Raw genomic sequence first — 21,751 nt, 5'->3', positions numbered from 1 at the left:
TCTCCGACCCAAGAATGTCGCTGGTGAGTATGTCCAACTCCGGCGGGATTTCAAAACGCCCGATGCTCCCGGTTGCTGTAGGAGGACCGGCCTCGGCGTGTGAACGCCGCGTCCGCGGGGACCTGGCACGCCATCTATGGCGCGACTGTACCCGGCTCCCCATCGGTGGGGGTTTGGCCTGGTCAGACGCTCACCCGGCGCCAGCCGTCGGCGGCTTGAGCGGCGCGCAGCAACACGTCGCACAGTTCGCGAAGCTCGGCGGCCCCGGCGCCTTCCTCCAGCGCCGTGGCGACGTCTTCGGCCGCACATCGGACCTGGTAGATGCGGTCGGAGAGGTCGGCGGCGTCGTCGGCCGACAACACCACGGCATCCGGCGGTAACGCCAGCGCAGCCCCGCCCTCACCTCGGGTCATTGCGGCTCGCTGCTCGTAGGCGCGCTGCCGACATGACTGCCGGCAGTACTGACGGCGCCGGCCTAGCCCCACCTCGGTGACATCTCGACCGCACCAGCGACACGGTTGCGGATGGGAACGGCGGCTCACGCTTGCCGACTTTAGTCCGCTGCCCTCCTCGATCCCGGTATCATGGGAGGTCGAGTCGCGTGTGCCGCGTGTCGACTCGGGAACTACGCAGAGCGTTTCAACGTTTGCCATGCGAACTACAAACGCGTCACGAGAGCTTAAAGCTCAGAGGATTCACAAAGGAGTAGCAGCCATGGCTGATCGTGTCCTGAGGGGTAGCCGCCTCGGAGCCGTGAGCTACGAGACCGACCGCAACCATGACCTGGCTCCCCGGCAGCTGGCGAAGTATCGCACCGAGAACGGCGAGGAATTCGAGGTTCCGTTCGCCGACGACGCCGAGATCCCAGGCACCTGGCTGTGCCGCAATGGCATGGAGGGCACCCTGGTCGAGGGCGACCTGCCCGAGCCGAAGAAGGTCAAGCCGCCGCGCACGCACTGGGACATGCTGCTCGAGCGCCGCAGCGTCGAAGAACTCGAAGAGCTGCTCAAGGAGCGTCTCGAACTGATCCGCTCGAAGCGCCGCGGCTGAGTCGGGCCGTCAGGTCCGGTTGGCGGCATCCGCCCGCGCGCCGTTGCGGCGCCTTTCGATACCCCACTTGGCGACCTTGACCAACGCTTCCCGAATGTTGGATCCGCTCATCTTGGATACACCGAGTTCCCGCTCGGTGAAGGTGATCGGCACCTCGACGACGATGAACCCGTTGTCGAGCGTGCGGCGGGTCAGGTCGATCTGGAAGCAGTAGCCCTTGGAATCGACGCCGTCGAGGTCGATGGCCTCCAGTACTTCGCGGCGGTATGCGCGATAGCCGGCGGTGATGTCGTGAATGTCGATGGCGAGCGCCAGGCGCGCGTAGGTGTTCGCCGTCCAGGACAGCGCCCAGCGGCGTTTGGGCCAGTTGCGCACGGCTCCCCCGTCGACGTAACGCGAACCGATGGCGAGGTCGGCCCCGGCGTCGACGGCGTCCAGCAGCCGACGTAGCTGTTCGGGGGCGTGGCTGCCGTCGGCGTCCATCTCGACCAGGACCGCGTAGTCGCGGCTCATCCCCCAGCCGAAGCCCGCAAGGTAGGCGGCGCCCAAACCATCCTTGGCGGTGCGGTGCATGACGTGGGTGCGGCCGCCGTCGCCCGCGGCCAGCTCGTCGGCGAGTTCCCCGGTGCCGTCCGGGCTGCCGTCATCGACGATCAGGATGTGCGCCTCCGGGCAGGAGTCCGTCACCCGCCGATGGATCAGCGGCAAATTCTCCCGCTCGTTGAAGGTGGGGATGATAACCAAAACACGCTGGCTGGGACGACTGCCCGAGTTGGTCGCCTGCTCGCCGGTGGTCATTTAGCTCCTCTATGTCGCCCGAGATGACGCGGTCGTGGGTCGCCCTCTTCGATCGGGGGGTCGGGTTGGGATTCGTCCGGGGCCGCGGCAGCATCCGCTGGTTCAGCCGAAGGCCGAGACCTGAGCCGAACCGGACGCGGAAAGCTCTTATTGTGCCGTATTCCGGCCAGGATGACCGCTCCGGCCGCCGCGATCAGAATCCACTGGACTAGCGGGGCCCAGCGGGTTGCCGGCGTCAGCTGCGTCTTCAGTCGCACCTGGATGTCGAGGTAGGCGGGCTGGAAGAAGTCGGTCCGAACCAGCTCGGCGCCGTCGGGCGCGATCACCGCACTGATCCCGGTGGTCCCCGCGACCACGACGTACCGGTCATGCTCGACGGCGCGGAGCTTCGCGAACGCCAGCTGTTGCTCGCTCATGCGCTTGTTGAACGTGGCGTTGTTGGCGGGTACCGCCAGCAGCTGGGCGCCGTTGCGGACGGCCTTGCGCGGCTGCCGGTCGAAGATCACTTCCCAGCACGTGGACACACCGACCGGCACGCCGCCGATCTGCACCACATCGTCGCTGTTGCCGGGCACGAAATTGCCGGCCCGGTCGGCGTAGCCGGACAGATGCTTGAAGAGCCAGCGCATCGGCAGGTACTCCCCGAAGGGCTGCACGATTTCCTTGTCGTGCCGGTCCGCCGCCCCGGTGCCCGGGTTCCATACGATCGCGGTGTTGGTGTATTCCTCCGGCTCGTTGTCCCGGCCGGGCACCGCCAGCACCGCGCCGATCAGGATCGGCGCGTTGATCGCGTGCGCTGCGGCTGCGATCCGTTCGGCGGCGTCGGCGTTGACGAACGGGTCGATGTCGGAGGAGTCCTCCGGCCAGATGACGAATTGCGGCTGTGGCGCCACCCCCGCGCGCACGTCGTCGGCCAGCCGCAGCGTCTCTTCTACGTGGTAGTCCAGCACCGCTCGACGTTGCGCGTTGAAGTCGAGGCCGAGCCTGGGCACGTTGCCCTGAACGGCCGCGACGGTGACGGGCGGTTCACCCCCCGATCCGGCTCCCGAGTGGCGGACCTGCGGCCAGATGATCAGCGAGGCGAACAACACCAGACAGATGCAGACGCCGGGGACCACGACCGCGGGCGGCGGCGGGGCCTCCGATTCCGTGCCCGTAACCGCGGCGTTGTCCCGTGCGCGCGCCCCGGTCCGCCACCACTTGACGATTTCCAGCGCAATGGCGGTCGCGCTGAATCCCACCAGCACCACCGCCATGGACAGCAGCGCGACGCCCCCGAGCTGTACCAGCGGCAGCAGCGGTCCTTCGGTCTGGCCGAAGGCGACCCCGCCCCACGGGAACCCGCCGAACGGGAAGATCGACTTCAGCCACTCCTGAGCCGTCCAGAGCAGCGCAAACCAGATCGGCCAGCCGGGGAGTCGCCGGACCAGGACCGCGAATAGACCGAAGATTCCGGGAAACAGGGCGCACATCGTCGCCAGCGCTAGCCACGGTACGGCGCCTACCAGCAGGCTGATCCACGGCAGCAGCGGGGCATAGAACGCCAGGCCGAACAGGAATCCGTAGCCGAAGCCGCCAACCAGCGAGGTGGCGGGGTGCTGCAACACCCAAGCCAGCAGCGCGGCGGCCACGACGGCGGCCCACCACCAGTTCGCCGACGGGAAGCTGGTGCACATGAGGATGCCCGCCGCGATGCTGACGGTCAGCCGCGACAGCCGGGGCCACAGCGCGGCTTTGATGCCGGGCAGCCGGGCGATCGCCGCGGCGCGCAGCCGCGCTAATGCGCCGGGCCGGGTCTGGTCGTCCGGATCGGGCTCGGGTTCGTCGGCCGCCGCGAGCTCGGGCTCAGGCTCGTTGAGCGGATCGGGCTCGTCGCTAGCCATACAGGACAGCACCCCGATGGACGGTTCGCCGGCAGCGCGGCAGCTCGTCGGCCGGGTCCAGCCGAGGCAGCGCGGGAACGCGGGACCGCGGGTCGGTGGACCATCGCTGGACGCTGTCCTCCGGGGCGTGCACGTCGAGCTCCTCGACGTCCCACACGGCGTAGGACGCGGGCGCGCCGGGGACCAGGGCGCCGATATCGCCGTCGCGGACGCCGCATGCCCGCCAGCCGCCGCGGGTGGCTGCGGCGAAGGCCGCTCGCACCGACACGCCGCTGCCGCGAGTGTGGTGGTTGACCGCGGCGCGCACGCTGGCCCAGGGGTCGATTCCCGTCACCGGTGCGTCGGAACCTAGCGCGAGGGGCACGCCTTGGGATGCTAACAGCGCTAGCGGGTTGAGTTGACTGCCTCGATGGGCGCCGAGGCGCTCGGCGTACATGCCGTTGCTGCCGCCCCACAGCGCATCGAAATTTGGCTGCACGCTGGCGAGGACACCCCACGCTCCCAGCTTGGCCGCCTGATCGGCGGTGACCATCTCGACGTGCTCCAGCCGGTGTCCGCAGCGGGCCACCGCGGGCACCCCGAGGTCGGCGACGACGCGTCCCAACGCATCGACCGCCGCCGAGACCGCCGCGTCGCCGATGACGTGGAAGCCGGCCGTCACCCGCGCCTGGGTGCAGGCGCGCAGATGCGCTTCGATCACGTCGGCATCCAGATACGCCGTGCCCCGGCAGTCCGGCGCGTCGGCGTAGGGCTCGTGCAGCCAGGCGGTGTGGGATCCGAGGGCGCCGTCGACGAAGAGGTCGCCGGCCAGCCCGCGGGCACCAGTTTCGGCCATCAGCGTCCGGACCTCCTCGGCGCTGGACACTGCTTGGCCCCAGTAGCCGATGACCTCGACGCCGTGATCGAGCTCGCGAAGTTGTCGCCAGTCGTCGAGTCCGCCGATCTCGGGGCCCGCGCATTCGTGCACCGCCACGGTGCCGGAGGCGGCTATGGCCCGCAGGGCGGCCGACCGAGCTTCGGCCAGCTGGGGGCCGGTCAGCAGGTCGCGGGCTACCGCCCGAACGCGATGGTGTGCGTCGCCGGTCAGGGGCTGTTGGGCGGTGAAACCCCGCGCCGCGGGTAGGTCCGGCGCTCGGCTGCGCAGTCCGGTGGAGGCCAGCGCGGAATGGACGTCGATGCGTGCCAGGTAAGCGGGCCGCGCGCCCAGCACCGCGTCAAGGTCGGCGGTCGACGGCGGGGTGTGGTCGGGCCAGGTCGATTCGTCCCAGCCGTGCCCCCACACCGGCTGGCCGGGGTGGGCCTCGGCGTAGTCGGCGATCAGTTGCAGGCAGTGCGCCCGGGAGCTCGCCCGCCGCAGATCCAGCCCGCTGAGGGTGAGGCCGGTGGCCGTCACGTGGATGTGGCTGTCCACGAAGGCCGGGGCCACGAAACCGCCGTCGAGGTCCACCACCTCGGCGTCGGGAAATTGTCGACGGCCCACCTCGTCGCTGCCTAGCCAGGCGACGACCTCGCCCCGCACCGCCATCGCGGTCGCGTCGGGGTGGCTGGGGCTGTGCACCCGCCCGTTGAGCAGCAGCGTGGTGGGTATGCGGGTCACTCCGCAAAACTACGCGGAGTACCGGGGGCCGCCCCAGTGGTCGTCGGTGGACAGGGCGGAGGGTTCGACATCCTCGACATGGTGGACGTCGATGACCTCACCGTCGATGTAGTCCCGACCAGTGCGGGGACGACGGAGGTCGCCGGACTCGGCCGGGTAACCGACCAGCAATGGAGCGTGGCGCTGCAGGCCGCGCAGCGCGAAGCCGCTTACGGCGGGGCCGACGGCGGCACGCACCGGGGGCAGCAGCAACAGCACTCCCAACACCGTGGTGACCAGACCGGGCACTAGGACTAGTGCCGTCGCGACGGTCGTCGTCGCCCCATCACCCAACGTCGACCGGGGTGCTTTCGCTCCGGAGCGCATCTGGCCGAGGTTACGAAGCAGCTGCGAGCCCGCCATCGGGGCCAGCAAACCCCAGCCCAGGATGAACGTGGCAAGCAGGCTCAGCAGGGTCCAGCCCCATCCGATCGTCGACACCAGCGCGAAAATCGCGGTCAGTTCGACGACGGCGTAGATGAGTAACAACCGGCGCACCATGTCAGGCCAACGTTCGCGGGTCGTGCCGAAGTTCCCCTAGTGGCGGCCAGCGCGGCTGCAGTTAGATAACGACATGACCACGATTGAGATCGACACCCCGAACGGCCCGATCGACGCGTTGTTGAGCATTCCGCCCGGGCAGGGGCCCTGGCCGGGCGTGGTCGTGGTCCACGACGCGTTCGGCTACGGGCGGGACAAGCAGTCGATCAACGACCGCATCGCCCAGGCCGGTTACGTGGCGATCACGCCGAACATGTATGCCCGTGGCGGCCGAATGCGCTGCATCACCCGGGTGATGCGCGAACTGATGACACAGCGCGGCCGGGCCCTGGACGACATCCTCGCCGCCCGCGATCATCTGCAGTCGTTGCCGGACTGTACGGGGCAGGTCGGGATCGCCGGTTTCTGTATGGGCGGACAATTTGCACTGCTCTTGTCTCCCAAAGGTTTTGGTGCATCCGCCCCGTTCTACGGCGCCCCACTGCCGCGGCATCTGAACGACGTGTTGCAGGGGGCGTGCCCGATCGTGGCGAGCTTCGGCGAGCGTGACCCGTTGGGCAAGGGTGCACCCGAGAAGCTCCGTAAAGTCGTTGCGGCCAAAGGGATCACTAACGACATCAAGGTCTACCCCGGCGTGGGGCACAGCTTCGCCAACACCCTGCCCGCCCAGCCGCTGCTTCGTGTCACGGGTTTCGGTTACGACCAAGCCGCGACCGAGGACGCGTGGAGCCGGGTCTTCGCGTTCTTCGGCGAGCACTTGCGGTAGTACTACTCGCGGCAGTACTACGTCGCGAGCTTGTTGGAGAGAACACCCGCGAAGGTATGGGTATCACCGGGCCAGCGCGCCGAGAGGTAGTTGCCGTCGTCGACGACGAATGCCGGCCGCGAGTCGGTTACCGTGTCGCGCGCCAGACCAGAAGACTTGAGCCGGGCGTGCGGCGTGCCGTGCTCGACGTCGCGGAAATCGGTCGGGTCTTTCAGCGCCCGGGTGACTTCCGACTGCACGGACATGTACCCGCTGGGCTGCCCGGGCTCTTCGGTGTAGGTGCGGTAGTAGTCGGGATCCCAGAATCGGGTGATGCGGGTGAGCCGCCAGGCCAGCCGCTCCATGGCCCAGGTGAGCGCGGTCGTCTTGCGCCCGTACAGGACCGAGCGCCCCGTCTGAGGATCGATGCTGCGGGCGGCCAGCAACACGCCATGACAGATCGCGGCGACGATCATGCCGCGGGCGAACGCGTCGACCACCAACCGCTGCAGGACGTCGCTGTCGACGTAGCTGCGCATGCCGCGGGCGCGATGGCCGCCGGGCAGCAGCAGTGCATCGGTGCCATCCAGGGTGGCCTCGGCCCAGCTGACCGGGTGACGGAACTCGTCGGAACGCACCATCGCCCCGTAGGCGTCGCGGGCGTTCCCATTGGCGCGCAACGCAAGTCCCACGAGCGGGAAGAAGTTCAGTATCGGTATCGCGGACCAGATGTCCAGCCCCCGGCCCGTCACCATGACGTCGTCGGCGACGCCGGATGTTCCGCTCTCGGTCGCGAAGATCACGTTGTGGCCGTTGTCGGTCAACACCCGCCAACTCACGGCCACTTCGGTGGGGTCGAAGTCGCGGTCCGGGATCGGGATGAGCACGGTGGCCATCAGCGCGCTAGCCGTGGGCCATTCGGAGTTCGAGGCCGATGTTGTTCTCCATGCCGCCGCGCCGCTTACTGAAGAAGTTGACGATGGCACCGATGATGCCGTAGCGCTTGCCAATCGCGTCGTACACCCGGCCCGTCTCGGACTTGTCGAGGACGGCGGCAACCCCCTCGACGGCCTCGCTTGTCGGGCGGCCGCGCATGGTGCAGGTCGCCATCGTCACGCGCGGGGTATTGCGAATCCGCTTGACCTTCCACGAGTTTTTCTGCGTGATCACCAAGAGCCGATCCCCGTCCTTGTCGTCCGGAGCGGTCCAGATCGGGGTCGGCTTGGGCCGACCGTCCTTGGTGAAGGTGGTCAGCAGGAGGTATTGCGATTTGGCGAGGTCAGCAAAGGAAGGCGGCACGGTGTCAACCTACGCCGGTCAGCCCTCCAGGTCACCTTCGGTTTCCAGCAGTGCCTGGCGCAGGCCGTCCAACGTGTCCGGATGCGGCGCCGCCCACATGCCGCGGCCCGCCGCTTCCAGCAACCGTTCGGCCATGCCGTGCAAGGCCCATGGGTTGGATTCCGTCATGAATTTGCGGTTCTCCGGGTCGAGCACGTAGCGCTCGGTGAGTTGTTCGTACATCCAGTCCGCCATCACCCCGGCGGTGGCGTCGTAGCCGAACAGATAGTCGACGGTCGCTGCCATCTCGAAGGCACCCTTGTAACCGTGCCGGCGCATTGCGGCCATCCAGCGTGGGTTGACCACGCGGGCGCGGAACACCCTGGTGGTCTCCTCCGAGAGCGTGCGGGTGCGGATCGCGTCGGGCCGGGTGTTGTCGCCGATATAGGCGGCCGGCGCCTTGCCGGTGAGCGCTCGCACCGTGGCCACCATGCCGCCGTGGTATTGGAAGTAGTCGTCGGAGTCGGCGATATCGTGTTCGCGGGTGTCGGTGTTCTTGGCGGCCACGGCGATCCGCCGGTATTGGCGGTTCATGTCATCGACCGCCTCGCTGCCGTCCAGGTCACGGCCGTAGGCGAAGCCGCCCCAGGCGGTGTACACCTGGGCGAGGTCGGCATCGTCGCGCCAGTTGCGACTGTCGATCAACTGCAACAGCCCCGCGCCGTATGTGCCGGGTTTGGATCCGAAAATCCTTGTGGTGGCACGGCGTTGATCGCCATGCTCGGCCAGATCGGCCTGCGCGTGGGCCCGCACATAGTTGGCGTCGGCCGGCTCGTCAAGCTCGGCGACCAGGCGCACCGCGTCGTCGAGCATCGTCACGACATGCGGGAAGGCGTCGCGGAAGAATCCCGAGACGCGAACGGTCACGTCGATGCGTGGGCGCCCCAGCTCGCTCAGCGGGATCGGCGTCAGGCCGACGACACGACGGGATGCATCGTCCCACACCGGTCGAGTGCCCAGTAGCGCCAGAACTTCGGCGATGTCATCGCCGGCGGTGCGCATCGCCGACGTGCCCCACACCGACAGGCCCACCGATTGCGGCCAGTGCCCGTGATCGTCGCGGTACCGGGCCAACAGCGAATCGGCCAGTGCGACACCGGCTTCCCACGCCAGTCTGGACGGTATCGCCTTGGGGTCGACGGAGTAGAAGTTACGACCGGTGGGCAGCACGTTGACCAGTCCGCGCAGCGGTGACCCCGACGGGCCGGCCGGAATGAATCGGCCGTCCAGGGCGCGCAGTACCTGGTCGATCTCCCCGGCGGTACCGGCCAGCCGAGGGACCACTTCGGTGGCGGCGAACCGGAGCACCGCGGCGACGTCGGGGTTGTCGGTGATGGTGTCGGCGACTTTCGGGTCCCAGTCGGCAGCTTGCAGCGCCGCGACCAATGCGCGGGCGGCCACCTCGGTCTGGTCGACCACGGTCCGTTCGTCGGTGCCGTCTTCGGCCAGTCCCAGGGCCTGCCGCAGGCCGGGAATGGCCTGTTCACCGCCGAACAGTTGGCGGGCCCGCAGGATCGCCAGCACCAGGTCGAGTTCTACGTCGCCGGTGGGCTTTTGGCCGAGGATGTGCAGACCGTCGCGGATTTGGACATCCTTGATCTCGCATAACCAGCCGTCGACATGCAGCAGCATGTCGTCGAACGAGTCTTCTTCGGGCCGCTCGGTCAGGCCCAGATCGTGGTCCATCTTGGCCGCCTGGATCAGCGTCCAGATCTGCTGACGGATTGCGGGCAGCTTGCCCGGATCCAGCGCAGCGACATTGGCGTGTTCGTCGAGCAGCTGCTCCAACCGGGCGATGTCGCCGTAGCTTTCGGCGCGCGCCATCGGCGGAATGAGGTGGTCGATGAGCACAGCGTGCGCACGTCGCTTGGCTTGCGTGCCCTCACCGGGATCGTTGACGAGGAACGGATAGATCATCGGCAGGTCGCCCAGCGCGGCGTCGGGTGCACAGGCCGCCGACATGCCCAACGTCTTGCCCGGCAGCCATTCCAGGTTGCCGTGCTTGCCCAGATGCACCACGGCGTGCGCCCCGAACGCTGTGTCGATCCAGCGGTAGGCGGCCAGGTAGTGATGGCTGGGCGGTAGGTCCGGATCGTGGTAGATCGCGACGGGATTCGCGCCGAAACCGCGTGGCGGCTGCACCATCAGCACGAGATTGCCTGCTTGCATTGCGGCAACGACGATTTCGCCCTCGGGGTCGTGGCTGCGATCCACGAACAGCTCACCGGGCGGCGGGCCCCAGTGCCGTTGCACGGCATCTCGGAATTCCTCGGGCAAGGTGGCGAACCAGTCCCGGTAGTCCTTGGCCGACACCCGAATGGGATTGCCGGCCAGTTGCCCCTCGGTGAGCCAGTCGGGATCCTGCCCGCCGCGTTCAATCAGCGCGTGAATCAAGGCGTCGCCATCGTTGGCGTCCACACCGGGCAGATCGCCCAGCCTATAGCCGTGCTCGCGCATCGCTCGCAGCAACGCCACCGCGCTGGCCGGGGTGTCCAATCCGACCGCGTTGCCGATGCGGGCATGCTTTGTCGGATACGCCGAGAACACCAGTGCCACCCGCTTGTCGGCCGGGGCCACCTGCCGCAGTCGTGCATGCCGGATGGCCAGGCCCGCGACCCGGGCACAGCGTTCGGCGTCGGCGACATACGAGATCAGTCCGTCGTCGTCGATCTCCTTGAACGAGAACGGGACCGTGATGATGCGGCCGTCGAACTCGGGCACCGCCACCTGGCTGGCCACGTCCAGCGGGGACAGGCCGTCGTCGTTGTCGCGCCACTGGCTGCGGGGGCTGGTCAAGCAGAGTCCTTGCAGGATCGGAATATCAAGGGCCGCAAGGTGTTCGACGTTCCAACTGTCGTCATCGCCACCGGCGGACGCGGTCGCGGGCTTGAGTCCTCCGGCGGCCAGCACGGTGACCACCATGGCGTCGGCGGCGCCGAGACGTTGCAGGAGTTCGGGTTCGGCGGTACGCAGCGACGCGCAGTAGACCGGCAGGGCATTTGCGCCGGCATGCTCGATCGCCGTGCACAACGATTCGATGTAGGCGGTGTTGCCGGCCAGGTGCTGCGCGCGGTAATAGAGCACCGCAATGGTCGGGCCGTCGTTGTGCGCCGGCGTCCGCTCCGGTTCGCCCCAGGTCGGGGTTACCACGGGCTCGGTGAACCCGACACCGGTCATCAGCACGGTGTCGGATAGGAACGCGTGCAGCTGACCGACGTTCTCCACGCCGCCGTAGGCAAGGTAGATGTGGGCCTGCACGGCGATGCCGGCCGCCAGGGTAGACATATCGGTCAGCTCGGCGTCGGCGGCTTGCTCGCCGCTGACGAGCACCGTCGGGATACCGCTGCCGAGGACGGCATCGATGCCGCTCTGCCAGGCGCGGTAGCCACCCAGGATCCGCACCACCACGATCGAGGCGCCGGCTAACAGGTCGGGCAGTTCACTGTCCGATAGCCGTGACGGGTTTGCCCATCGATAATTTTTGCCGCTGGAACGGGCGCTGATCAGGTCGGTGTCGGACGTCGACAGCAGCACGATGGTCGGCTCAGCCACCCCCTATTCGTACCGTAGCTGCGCGATGATGTGGGCGGCGACCTCGCCGGCCACTCGCTGCGCCGCTTCGCTGGTGCCCGGCCGGTAGCGATCCGCGGCCGCGTCGTAGTCGGCGCCGGCGATCGACCCGTGGTCGGCGGCCAGCTCCACCAGCTCGACCGGCCATCCCACCCGCTCGAGTCGGGCCGCGAAGTCCCGACTGGCCGCCACCGGAACCACATCGTCTGCCCGGCCGTGCAGCAAGGTGAACGGCGGCCCGGTGCGTCCCGGAGCCAGTCCGTCGCCCGGCATGCCACCGGTGATCGGGTCCGGCGCGATGAAAGCGCCTGCCAGACAAACGGTATGGAGCACCGGGGCAATGCCCGCCAGGGTCAGGCCCGCGGCGGCGAGACCGCCCATCGACCAACCGACAAGTGCGAAACCGCTGCCGTCGGTGCGCTGCCGGACGAACTCGACCGACTGCAGAAGTGCCGCGCGCCCTGCGTCATCGGTGTGGGAATCCCAGTCGGGCGCTACGACGCCCGCTCCGCGCTCGGCAACCAGGCCCGCCAGCGGACGCAGCACAGTACGGGCATTGGCTTGCATGCCGTGCCAGAGCAGGATGGTCGGTTGCGTCGAATCGCCATATACGTCGGCCAACCGTTCCGGGGCGTACTCGATCGTCTGCACTGCTCGAGTGTGCCCATCGTGTGCTCGGTGCAATCTCGGAAGTTGGCGTTCCTCTGCGTGGCAAGGGAGTTTTAGGCGGCTGCAAGACCCGGGCCACCGAAGAGTGAGTCACCTGGTGGCCGTCAGCGCGCATCCTGCGTGGCGCCTTGCCAAGAAGTTGTCAGTAGACATCGGTAGGATCGAAAGTATGTTCGAATACCTGCAGGGGTCCGAGGCGCTGGTTCGCGCGGACGACGCGACGGTGGTCGCGGCCATCACCGGGTGGACGCGCGTCGAGGCCGCCGCATCGGCACACCGGCTGGCGGCGATCGCCGAACTGGTGCACCGGCGCGCGACGGGCCCCGTCGACCACGCCATGTGGTCGTGCGACAACTGGGACGCGATCGCTGCCGAAGTCGCCGCCGCACAAGGCATCAGCCATCGTGCGGCGTCCGGCCAGATGTACCTAGCCGTCGCATTGCGCGATCGGCTACCGCGGGTCGCAGGCTTGTTCGCCCTGGGCGCGATCAGCGCGCGGCTGGCGTCGGCCATCGCCTGGCACACAGACCTGATCAAGGATCCCGACACGCTTGCGCTGGTCGATGCGGAGTTGGCCAAAGACGCGGCCCGATATGGACCGCTATCGGTAACCAAGACCGCGCAAGCCATCGACGCGGTGGTGGATCGCCACGATCCCGGGGCGTTGCGGCGCATCCAGTCAGCCGCGCGCAGCCGCGACCTGGTGGTCGACCTGGCCCACGACGAGTCGGGCACCGCCGCGCTGTGGGGCCGACTGTATGCCACCGACGCGGCCGCACTGGATCGACGGCTGCTGGCGATGGCCCACGAGGTCTGCGAGGAGGATCCGCGCACTCTCGCCCAGCGGCGCGCCGACGCACTGGGTGCGTTAGCCGCCGGCGGTCAGCACCTCGCCTGCGGTTGCGGTAACGAGCACTGCCCTGCCCGCGGGGAAAGCGATGACCGGGCTTCCAACGTCATCATTCACGTCGTCTCCGAGTCGTCGTCACTTGAAGCCGAGCCGGACGCGGAGCTGTCCGGTGCGGGAACACCGGACGTCGGCGCACCGCCGGCTCCCCCGACAAACAATCTGCCGACAGCGCTGATCGCTGGTGGCGGCACGGTCCCCGCACCCAGGATTGCCGAGCTGGTTCGACAGGGAGCGCAGCTGCGGCCGGTGCGATATCCCGGAAAACGGGTCACGGCGGAGCCGCAGTACCGACCGTCCGCAGCGTTGGACGCGTTTGTCCGCTGCCGCGACTTGACCTGTCGGTTCCCCAACTGCGACCGTCCCGCCGAATTCTGCGATATCGACCATTCGATTCCCTATCCCCTCGGTCCCACGCATCCATCGAACCTGAAGTGCCTGTGCCGAAAACACCACTTGCTGAAGACGTTTTGGACGGCGTGGCGCGACGAGCAGCGGCCCGACGGCACCGTGAACTGGACTTCGCCGACCGGCCACGTGTACACGACACGGCCCGGTAGTCGACTGCTGTTTCCGTCGCTGTGCCTATCAACCGGTGACCTGCCCGCCGTGCCCGGTCTCGACCTTCGCGTGGATGGCCGCGGCGTCATGATGCCTAAGCGACGACGCAGCCGCGAACAAGACCGCATACGTCGGATCAATGCCGAACGCGCACTCAACGCCGCGCACGTCGCCGAACGGAACCAACCACCGCCGTTTTAGAGTTCAGACGGTTCGTACGTCGAACTCCGCGACCTCGGGTCGACGCAGCAGCGCGGTGTGGGTTTTCGGCGCCCACGGGAACAGTTCGGGCAGGCCATCCTTGCCCAGGTACCAACTGCTGCAACCCGAAGCCCACACTGTCTCCGGCAGGGCAGCTTTCAATTGGTCGTTGTATTCCTTGGTGGCCGCTTCAGTCGGCGCGACGGCACCCGCCAAACCAGAGCGAATCCGGCGAATCCACCACAAAGCGTAATCGGCCTGGTCCTCGGCGATGGCCATGAACGATTGCTGCCCGAGCGGCGAGTGTGGCCCCAGCAGCATGAACATGTTGGGAAACCGGGGCAACGCGACCGACCGGTACGCAATCGGACCGTCCGCCCAGGCCTCGTCAAGAGTGATCCCGCCCTCGCCTATCAGCTTCAGCGGACGCATATAGGCGCGGGCGTCAAAACCGGTGGCGTAGACCAGAACATCGAGTTCGTGCAGGGTGCCATCAGAGGTCACGATGCCTCGGGGTTCAATGCGCTCGATCCGATCGGTCACGACGTCGACTGCCGGGTGCTGCACCGATCGATAGAAACTCGGCGACATCGCCAGCCGTTTGCACATCGGCTGGTAATTCGGGGTGAGCTTGGACCGCAACAGGGGGTCACGCACCGAAAGCCTCAGGTTCCAACGGCAGATAGCCTGTACCACACGCCGTCGCAATCCCGGACGCACCAAGGCTCCGCCAAAGATTGTGCGGAAGAAGGACCCCCAAAACCAGTGGCCTACATCGTTCAACCCTGGCACGCGTGAGAGTAACTGTCGGGTCCGCCACGAATAGCGCGGGTTGGGCATGGGGTACACCCACTGGGCAGTGCGCTGAAACAGCGTCAACTGGCGCACCCGGCCGCCGAGCGCCGCCATGATCTGTACACCGCTGGACCCATTTCCGATCAACCCGATTCGCTTGTCCGGCAAAGATATCGAGTGATCCCATCGCGACGAGTGAAACGCCGGCCCGGTGAACGTCTCCCGGCCAGGTATGTCGGGGTAGTTCGGTATCCGCAGCACGCCGGTCGCAACGACCAGCACGTCAAATGTCTCTGTACCCAATGACGTGGTGAGATGCCATGCGCCGGAGCGATATTCCGCATCGACGACCTCGCAGCCAAAGCGGATGTGGCGCCGGATGCCACGTTCGTGAGCCACGGTCTGGAAATAGGCCTGCAATTCAGAGCCTGGAGGCAGGAAACGGCTCCAGTTCGGGTTGGGTGCAAATGTGTAGGAGTAGTACCGCGACGGAACGTCACAGCTAAGACCGGGATACGTGTTATCGCGCCAGGTGCCACCGACATCGTCGGCCTTCTCGAAGATTGTGTATGACTCCATTCCGGCGTTCTGCAACTTGGCAGCCATGCAAAGGCCCGACATCCCCGCGCCGATTATTGCGACGTTGAATTGACGGTGTCGCGCCATCGAAGTCACCCAACTTCCCCCAGTCTGCGACCGACGGTAGTGTCGCCGCGCACGCCTGTGGGACCGAGGACGGGCCATACAATCGGTGTTTTCACCATCTCCTCCTGCCTTACCTTGGAAGGATGGCCAGAACGCGCGAGACCGACGCCTGCCCGGGCGCACTCCAGGTGCATCAGGCCGCCGACGGTGCGCTGGTCCGGGTGCGACTGCCCGGCGGGATGATCACCGCGGCGCAGCTCTCGGCGCTAGCCACCGTATCCACCACCTTCGGCGCGGGCACCTTGGAGCTGACCGTGCGCGGCAACCTGCAACTGCGGGCCATCACCGACGTGCCCGCCGCGGCCCAGGCCATCGCCGACGCCGGACTGCTGCCCTCCGCGACACATGAACGCATCCGCAATATCGTCGCCTCACCGCTAACCGGTCGTGCCGGGGGACGCGCCGACGTGCGGCCCTGGGTGAGTGCACTGGACGCCGCACTCTGCGCCGACCCCACGCTGATGGAACTGGGCGGCCGCTTCTGGTTCAGCATCGACGACGGCCGCGCCGATGTCTCCGGGTTGGGCGCCGACGTCGGGGTGCACGTCGGCGAGCAGGGTTGCGCACTGCTGCTAATGGGCCGCGACACCGGCCTGCGCATGGCCGTCGACGACGTCGTCCCGACGCTAACTGGGGTCGCCCGCCGGTTCATCGAGACACGCGGAAAAGCCTGGCGCATCAACGAATTGGATGACGTAGCCAGTCTAGTTCCCGGCGCCAACCTCGCCACACCAACCTTCGAGCCCGTAACCAGACCGCCGATTGGCTGGATAGTGCAGGACCTTCCCGGTCAGGAAGGCGGGGTTGCGCTGGGCGCCGCAGTACCACTGGGCGTGCTGCCCGCACGGGTCGCGGAGTACCTCGCCGCGATCGAGGCGCCGATGGTGATGACGCCGTGGCGGTCGGTGCTGGTGTGCGATCTCGACGACGGTGTCGCCGACGTCGCGCTACGTGTGCTCGCACCACTGGGCCTGGTGTTCGACGAAAATTCGCCGTGGTTGGACGTCAGCGCGTGCACCGGCAGCCCGGGCTGCGCGCACTCGGCCGCTGACGTGCGCGCGGACGCCGCGAACACCGTCGAGACGGACCGCGCGACGGGGCTCGCGAGCAGACATAGGCATTTCGTCGGTTGCGAGCGCGCCTGCGGCAGCCCGCCGACCGGCCAGGTACTGGTTGCCACGGGTGACGGGTACCGGATGCTGCGCGATTAGGGTGAGCAGGTGCTCGACTACATCCGCGACGCGGCGGAGATCTACCGGCAGTCGTTTGCGACCATCCGCGCCGAAGCCGACCTGACGCGATTTCCGGCCGACGTAGCGCAGGTCGTGGTCCGGTTGATCCACACCTGTGGTCAGATCGATGTCGCCGAGCACGTCGCCTACACCGACGATGTGGTGACGCGGACCGCTGCCGCTTTGCGGGACGGCGCTGCGGTGTTGTGCGATTCATCGATGGTGGCCGCCGGCATCACCGCGGCGCGGCTGCCCGCGAGCAACCCGGTGGTGTCGTTGGTGGCCGATCCCCGCGCCCCCGAACTGGCCGCGCGTCGGCAAACCACCCGCTCGGCGGCGGGAGTCGAGCTGTGGGCCGACCGACTTGACGGCGCGGTGCTGGCGATCGGCAACGCGCCCACTGCTCTGTTTCGACTGCTCGAACTGGTCGACGAGGGCGCACCGGCACCGGTGGCGGTGCTCGGCGGTCCGGTCGGTTTCGTCGGTTCGGCACAATCCAAACAGGAACTCATCGATCAACCCCGCGGCATGTCGTACCTCGTGGTGCAAGGCCGCCGCGGCGGCAGTGCGATGGCCGCCGCGGCCGTCAACGCGATCGCGAGCGACACCGAATGACGCCCCGAGGCACCCTGTGGGGAGTCGGCCTCGGGCCCGGCGACCCGGAGTTGGTGACCGTCAAGGCCGCCCGAGTAATCGGCGAGGCCGACGTCGTCGCGTACCACAGCGCGCGGCACGGCCGCAGCATCGCCCGCGGCATCGCCGAGCCGTACCTGCGGCCGGGCCAGATCGAGGAGCATCTGGTCTACCCGGTCACCACCGAGGCGACCGATCATCCCGGCGGCTATGCCGGCGCGATCGAAGAGTTCTACGTCGAGGCCACCGCGCGCATCGCCGCGCACCTCGATGCCGGACGCAATGTAGCGCTGCTGGCCGAAGGTGATCCGCTGTTCTACAGCTCCTACATGCATTTGCACACCCGACTCACCGAACGGTTCGACGCTGTCATCGTCCCGGGCGTGACGTCGGTGAGTGCCGCGTCGGCGGCGGTGGCGACACCCTTGGTGGCTGGCGACGAAGTGCTGTCGGTGCTGCCGGGAACCCTGCCGGTCGCCGAGCTGACGCGCCGGCTCGCCGACGCCGACGCCGCGGTGGTGCTGAAACTGGGTCGTTCGTATCATGCTGTGCGAGAAGCACTTTCAGCATCTGGACGACTAAACGAGGCGTTCTACGTGGAGCGGGCCAGCACCACTGCACAGCGCATCGCACCGGCCGCGGACGTCGACGAGGACAAAGTGCCGTATTTTTCGCTGGCCATGCTGCCCGGCGGCCGGCGGTCGGAACCCTCGGAGGCCGGGGCGGTCGCGGTGGTAGGCCTGGGCCCCGGCGACAGCGACTGGATGACGCCACAGAGCCGACGCGAGTTGGCCGGCGCAACCGACCTGATCGGCTACGGCCCCTACCTCGATCGCGTCCCCGTCCGCGACGGTCAACAGCGGCATCCCAGCGACAACACCGACGAGCCGGCGCGTGCGCGACTGGCCTGCGCGCTCGCCGAACAAGGCCGTACAGTGGCGGTGGTGTCGTCCGGGGATCCGGGCGTCTTCGCGATGGCCACCGCCGTGCTGGAAGAGGCCAAACAGTGGCCGGGTGTGCAGATTCGCGTGATTCCAGCGATGACAGCCGCCCAGGCCGTCGCCAGCCGGGTTGGCGCCCCGTTGGGCCACGACTATGCGGTGCTCTCGTTGTCCGATCGGCTCAAGCCGTGGGAGGTCGTCGAGGCGCGATTGGCCGCCGCGGCCGCGGCCGATTTGGTGCTGGCCATTTACAATCCTGCTTCCAAGAGTCGGACCTGGCAGGTCGGTGCCATGCGCGACATCTTGCTGACCCATCGCGAACCGGGAACGCCAGTCGTCGTCGGGCGCAACGTATCCGGGCCCGACGAGGACGTGCGGGTGGTGCGGTTGGCCGACCTCGATCCCGCCGACGTCGACATGCGGTGTCTGCTGATCGTCGGATCGTCTCAAACCCAGTGGTACGCGGACGATTCCGGCGACAGGGTGTTCACGCCCCGCCGTTATCCGGCCTGAACGAACGCTAGTCGCGGTTCCAGGTGTTCGGCAACATCGGCATGGCCGGACCGTCGTTGAGCCCGTCGCCGCTCAGCGTCGCTAGCCCGGCGGCCTGACGTGCATCGGATTTGGTTGCGGCACCGGCAAATCCGAATGGTCCCGCCGACTGATCCGACTCTCCCACCGACGCGTCGGGCTCGTCGTCGAAGCCGGTCGCGGCGTCGTCGAGGTCCATGTATTCGTAGCGGTAGCCCTTGTCTTTGACCGTTGCCCCGCGGCGCCGGCGGGCCTTCAGCCGCTGCTTGGCGGCTACCGCCGCGGCGTCGGCGGGAGCGTCGACGTCGTCGGGCGCCGGCTCCGCGGACTTGCGCCGCGAGCGACTGCTCGCCGCAGCACGCCCGGACAATCCAGACAGACCGACCGCATACAGCGCGTCGGAAAGACCGGCACCGAGCCCCGTCGTGCTGGTGGGCCCGAATCCAACCGCCGGGCCACCTCCGGCCGGCGGGGCTCCGCTCGCCGGCGCGGCAGTCGCGGTAGCGGGGGCGGGTGCGGGGGCACTGACGCTCGACGTGGTCGGAACGTTGCCGAATCCTGCGGCGGCGGGCGCGGCGGGCATCGGCGTCGGCACGGCTACCGCGGGCGTCGGTTGGACCGCCAGCGGAACCGCGGTACCGACGGCAATCGCGGTGGCGCCCGCTGCGGCGCCGGCTGCACCGGCCGCGGCGACGATCATCATGGCCGGAATGGCAACGACGGCCAGTTGAATCGCGATCTGGAGGAAGGGCCAGAAGATCATCAGGGTGTGAAAGATCGCCCAGCCCATCGCGGTGGCCAGGGCGGGCGACAGTCCTAGCTGCCCGAAGAAAGCCGCGAGACTGTTGACCCACGGCACCGGCGGGAAGGGCCAGCCGCCGGGGTTGAGCCACTTCGACACCGGCCACGCAAAACCGCTGGTGTACTGCTGCAACCATTTCGCGAGCTGATCCATCCAGGATGGATACTGCTGTGTCGCGGTGCTGGCTTGCTGCTGGGCGGTCGACGCTTGCGCCGCCGCGGTCATGATCTGCGGCGCCGGCGTGCTGGGTGGAACCGCGGCCAGCGCCGTTTCGCTGACCGCTTGGTAGACACTCATCGTCGTCGCGGCTTGCACCCACATGCGGGCATAGTCGGCCTCGTTGACCGCGATCGGGATGGTGTTGATGCCGAAGAAATTGGTCGCCACCAGGGCGCCGTGGATGGCGTGATTCGCGGCCAGTTCCCCCAACGTCGGCATGGCAGCCAAAGCGGTCGTGTAGGCACCGGCGGCGGTCTCGTTCATCGCGGCGGCCGTCGTGCTGTTGGCGGCGCTGATCAACAACCAGCTCAAATACGGGGCGTGCGCCGCGACGTACTGCTCGGCGCTCGGGCCTTGCCAATCGCCCGCCTGCACCGCGGCCAGCAATGCCGTGAGTTCGTCGGCGGCCTCGGTGTATTCGGTGCTCAGCGCCGACCACGCCCCCGCGGCGGCCAGCAGCGGGCCGGGACCGGGACCGCTGCTCAGCAATGTCGAATGCACCTCCGGTGGAAATGCGAGCCAAACTGGCGCGGTCATACAGGCATGCCTCCGGACGGGGTGGCTGATGGGCTGGTCCTCAGTGGTCGTTCGGCGTGGCCGATAAGTTCCCGCCGTCTTTTTCAGAGCCGCCTTGTGCGCCGAGTCTTTGCGCGCGGCGCGAGCATGCGCAACGATGCAGTGATGCGATGTGACGTTGCGCGTGAGGCGCTTTCCGCCCGGTTGGACGGCGAGCGCCCTCAAGTGCTCGCGCAACAGGTCGATGCACACCTGGAGTCATGCCGGGGCTGCCGGACCTGGCTGATCGGCGCGGCCGCGCAGACTCGCCGGTTCGCCTCGATGACACCCAGCGACGGACCGGATCTGGTCGGGCGCATCATGGCCAGCATCGACGACGACTCCACCCGATCTCAGCGGTGGATGCGCGCAGTGCGGTCGCGGTACCGACGGTGGGGGCTGATCGCCGTGGGCGCGTTCCAGGTCGCGATCGCGGTCGCCCAAATCAGCGGCATGAACTTCGGCATGGTCTCGCACCACATGCACGGCGCGATGTCCGGCGAGCACCTGCTGCACGAGTCCACCGCGTGGTTGTTGGCGTTGGGGGTGGCCATGATCGCGGCCGGCATTTGGCCGGTGACCGCGGTCGGCGTTGCCGCAATCTCCGGGGCGTATTCGGTGGCGCTGATGAGCTACGTGGCCGCGGACGCCCTCGATGGGCAGGTGACCGCGACGCGCGTGGCCAGTCACGTGCCAGTACTGCTGGGCCTGGTCTTCGCCGTGTTGGTGGCGCGAGAACGGACCGGCGGGCGCCGCCCGCGCGGATCCGATTTCGACGACTTTGCTACCGAGCTGCCCAGCCGGCACCTCACCGGCCGGCGGCGTGGCCATCTGCGGCCGATCAATCGGACGTCGGCCCCCCCGGTGGACTCTACGACGACCGGTCGTAGACTGACCGCGCCCGCGCAACTAAGGTGGTTGGCCATGACCGCGTCCAGCGATGACGAGGCCGTTACCGAATTGGCCTTGGCAGCCGCCCGCGGCAATCAACGCGCTCTCGAGGCGTTCATCAAAGCCACTCAGCAGGACGTGTGGCGATTCGTCACGTACCTGTCCGACGCGGGCAGCGCCGATGACCTGACGCAGGAGACCTTCCTGCGGGCAATCGGTGCGATCGAACGATTCTCGGGGCGTTCGACGGCGCGCACGTGGCTGCTGTCCATCGCTCGGCGCGTGGTCGCAGACCACATTCGCCACGTCCAGTCACGGCCGCGCACCGCGCCCGGCGCCGATCCCGAGCGGCTGCAGAACACTGACCGCCATTCCCGCGGATTCGAAGATCTGGTTGAGGTGACGGCGATGATCGCCAACCTCACCCCCGAACAGCGCGAAGCACTGCTGCTGACCCAACTGCTGGGACTGCCCTATGCCGATGCCGCCGCCGTGTGCGGCTGCCCCGTCGGAACGATACGATCCCGGGTCGCCCGGGCCCGCGATGCCTTGCTGGCCGATGCCGAACGTGACGACCTGACCGGTTAA

General features: G+C 67.9%; 16 protein-coding genes and 2 pseudogenes. 8 read left to right on the top strand and 10 right to left on the bottom strand.

Annotated elements, in window-relative coordinates:
• Window positions 1–182 precede the first annotated feature (182 nt).
• Window positions 183–542 carry a hypothetical protein gene (locus tag G6N33_RS27205; protein ID WP_081661977.1) on the bottom strand — a complete coding sequence of 120 codons (360 nt, stop codon included), beginning with the start codon at window positions 540–542 and terminating at the stop codon, window positions 183–185.
• Between the two features lie 172 nt (window positions 543–714).
• Here G6N33_RS27205 and rbpA point away from each other — a divergent pair, with 172 nt between their 5' ends.
• Window positions 715–1,050 (top strand): RNA polymerase-binding protein RbpA, encoded by a 336-nt coding sequence (gene rbpA / locus G6N33_RS23735; protein WP_044506359.1) that lies wholly within the window; start codon window positions 715–717, stop codon window positions 1,048–1,050.
• A 9-nt stretch (window positions 1,051–1,059) separates the two neighbouring features.
• Here the strand turns inward: rbpA and lnt are convergent.
• The 3 genes and pseudogenes from lnt to G6N33_RS23715 all read right to left on the bottom strand — a co-directional run bounded on the left by lnt (window position 1,060) and on the right by G6N33_RS23715 (window position 5,868).
• Window positions 1,060–3,731: pseudogene (gene lnt / locus G6N33_RS23725) on the bottom strand (apolipoprotein N-acyltransferase).
• The gene (locus tag G6N33_RS23720; protein WP_044506361.1) at window positions 3,724–5,328 is read right to left on the bottom strand and encodes an amidohydrolase; all 1,605 of its coding nucleotides are present in this window, start codon (window positions 5,326–5,328) and stop codon (window positions 3,724–3,726) included. The pseudogene lnt and the gene G6N33_RS23720 overlap by 8 nt, the downstream one beginning before the upstream one ends.
• Window positions 5,329–5,337: 9 nt before the next feature.
• The gene (locus G6N33_RS23715; protein ID WP_044506362.1) at window positions 5,338–5,868 is read right to left on the bottom strand and encodes an FxsA family protein; all 531 of its coding nucleotides are present in this window, start codon (window positions 5,866–5,868) and stop codon (window positions 5,338–5,340) included.
• 73 nt (window positions 5,869–5,941) lie between these two features.
• Between G6N33_RS23715 and G6N33_RS23710 the strand changes: the two genes are divergently transcribed.
• Window positions 5,942–6,634 carry a dienelactone hydrolase family protein gene (locus G6N33_RS23710; protein WP_044506363.1) on the top strand — a complete coding sequence of 231 codons (693 nt, stop codon included), beginning with the start codon at window positions 5,942–5,944 and terminating at the stop codon, window positions 6,632–6,634.
• Between the two features lie 17 nt (window positions 6,635–6,651).
• Here the strand turns inward: G6N33_RS23710 and G6N33_RS23705 are convergent, their stop codons facing one another.
• Genes G6N33_RS23705 through G6N33_RS23690 form a run of 4 tightly spaced genes read right to left on the bottom strand, consistent with a single transcriptional unit; the run spans window position 6,652 to window position 12,172 of the window.
• On the bottom strand, window positions 6,652–7,509 hold the full coding sequence (locus G6N33_RS23705; RefSeq protein ID WP_044506365.1) for a type 1 glutamine amidotransferase domain-containing protein: 858 nt from the start codon (window positions 7,507–7,509) through the stop codon (window positions 6,652–6,654).
• A gap of 7 nt (window positions 7,510–7,516) precedes the next feature.
• On the bottom strand, window positions 7,517–7,912 hold the full coding sequence (locus G6N33_RS23700; RefSeq protein WP_044506367.1) for a PPOX class F420-dependent oxidoreductase: 396 nt from the start codon (window positions 7,910–7,912) through the stop codon (window positions 7,517–7,519).
• A gap of 18 nt (window positions 7,913–7,930) precedes the next feature.
• Window positions 7,931–11,503, bottom strand: a complete 3,573-nt coding sequence (gene cobN / locus G6N33_RS23695; RefSeq protein ID WP_101528511.1) for a cobaltochelatase subunit CobN — start codon at window positions 11,501–11,503, stop codon at window positions 7,931–7,933.
• A 3-nt stretch (window positions 11,504–11,506) separates the two neighbouring features.
• Window positions 11,507–12,172 carry an alpha/beta hydrolase gene (locus G6N33_RS23690; RefSeq protein WP_044506372.1) on the bottom strand — a complete coding sequence of 222 codons (666 nt, stop codon included), beginning with the start codon at window positions 12,170–12,172 and terminating at the stop codon, window positions 11,507–11,509.
• Window positions 12,173–12,359: 187 nt separating this feature from the next.
• Here G6N33_RS23690 and G6N33_RS23685 point away from each other — a divergent pair, with 187 nt between their 5' ends.
• On the top strand, window positions 12,360–13,859 hold the full coding sequence (locus G6N33_RS23685) for an HNH endonuclease signature motif containing protein (RefSeq protein WP_044506373.1): 1,500 nt from the start codon (window positions 12,360–12,362) through the stop codon (window positions 13,857–13,859).
• 3 nt (window positions 13,860–13,862) lie between these two features.
• Here the strand turns inward: G6N33_RS23685 and G6N33_RS23680 are convergent, their stop codons facing one another.
• Window positions 13,863–15,320, bottom strand: coding sequence for a flavin-containing monooxygenase (locus tag G6N33_RS23680; protein ID WP_044506374.1), 1,458 nt, complete (start codon window positions 15,318–15,320; stop codon window positions 13,863–13,865).
• A gap of 122 nt (window positions 15,321–15,442) precedes the next feature.
• Between G6N33_RS23680 and cobG the strand changes: the two genes are divergently transcribed.
• The 3 genes from cobG to G6N33_RS23665 are packed head-to-tail and all read left to right on the top strand — an operon-like array spanning window position 15,443 to window position 18,678.
• Window positions 15,443–16,570 carry a precorrin-3B synthase gene (gene cobG / locus G6N33_RS23675; protein WP_044506376.1) on the top strand — a complete coding sequence of 376 codons (1,128 nt, stop codon included), beginning with the start codon at window positions 15,443–15,445 and terminating at the stop codon, window positions 16,568–16,570.
• Between the two features lie 9 nt (window positions 16,571–16,579).
• Window positions 16,580–17,206, top strand: a complete 627-nt coding sequence (locus G6N33_RS23670) for a precorrin-8X methylmutase (protein WP_044506377.1) — start codon at window positions 16,580–16,582, stop codon at window positions 17,204–17,206.
• On the top strand, window positions 17,203–18,678 hold the full coding sequence (locus G6N33_RS23665) for a precorrin-2 C(20)-methyltransferase (protein ID WP_044506379.1): 1,476 nt from the start codon (window positions 17,203–17,205) through the stop codon (window positions 18,676–18,678). The genes G6N33_RS23670 and G6N33_RS23665 overlap by 4 nt, the downstream gene beginning before the upstream one ends.
• A 7-nt stretch (window positions 18,679–18,685) precedes the next feature.
• On the opposite strand, the gene G6N33_RS23660 is transcribed toward G6N33_RS23665, so the two are convergent.
• Window positions 18,686–20,254, bottom strand: a complete 1,569-nt coding sequence (locus G6N33_RS23660) for a PPE family protein (protein ID WP_044506380.1) — start codon at window positions 20,252–20,254, stop codon at window positions 18,686–18,688.
• Between G6N33_RS23660 and G6N33_RS27900 the strand changes: the two are divergent.
• Both G6N33_RS27900 and sigC read left to right on the top strand, forming a co-directional pair.
• Window positions 20,213–21,001 (top strand): annotated as a pseudogene (locus G6N33_RS27900) (DUF2275 domain-containing protein); the annotation flags it as partial. The gene G6N33_RS23660 and the pseudogene G6N33_RS27900 overlap by 42 nt on opposite strands.
• Window positions 21,002–21,196: 195 nt before the next feature.
• The gene (gene sigC, locus G6N33_RS27575; RefSeq protein ID WP_231382650.1) at window positions 21,197–21,751 is read left to right on the top strand and encodes an RNA polymerase sigma factor SigC; all 555 of its coding nucleotides are present in this window, start codon (window positions 21,197–21,199) and stop codon (window positions 21,749–21,751) included.

Source organism: Mycobacterium simiae (assembly GCF_010727605.1).
Classification (GTDB): domain Bacteria; phylum Actinomycetota; class Actinomycetes; order Mycobacteriales; family Mycobacteriaceae; genus Mycobacterium; species Mycobacterium simiae.
The sequence above is the reverse complement of the archived record's forward strand: the minus strand, read 5'-3'. Positions and strand labels throughout refer to the sequence as shown.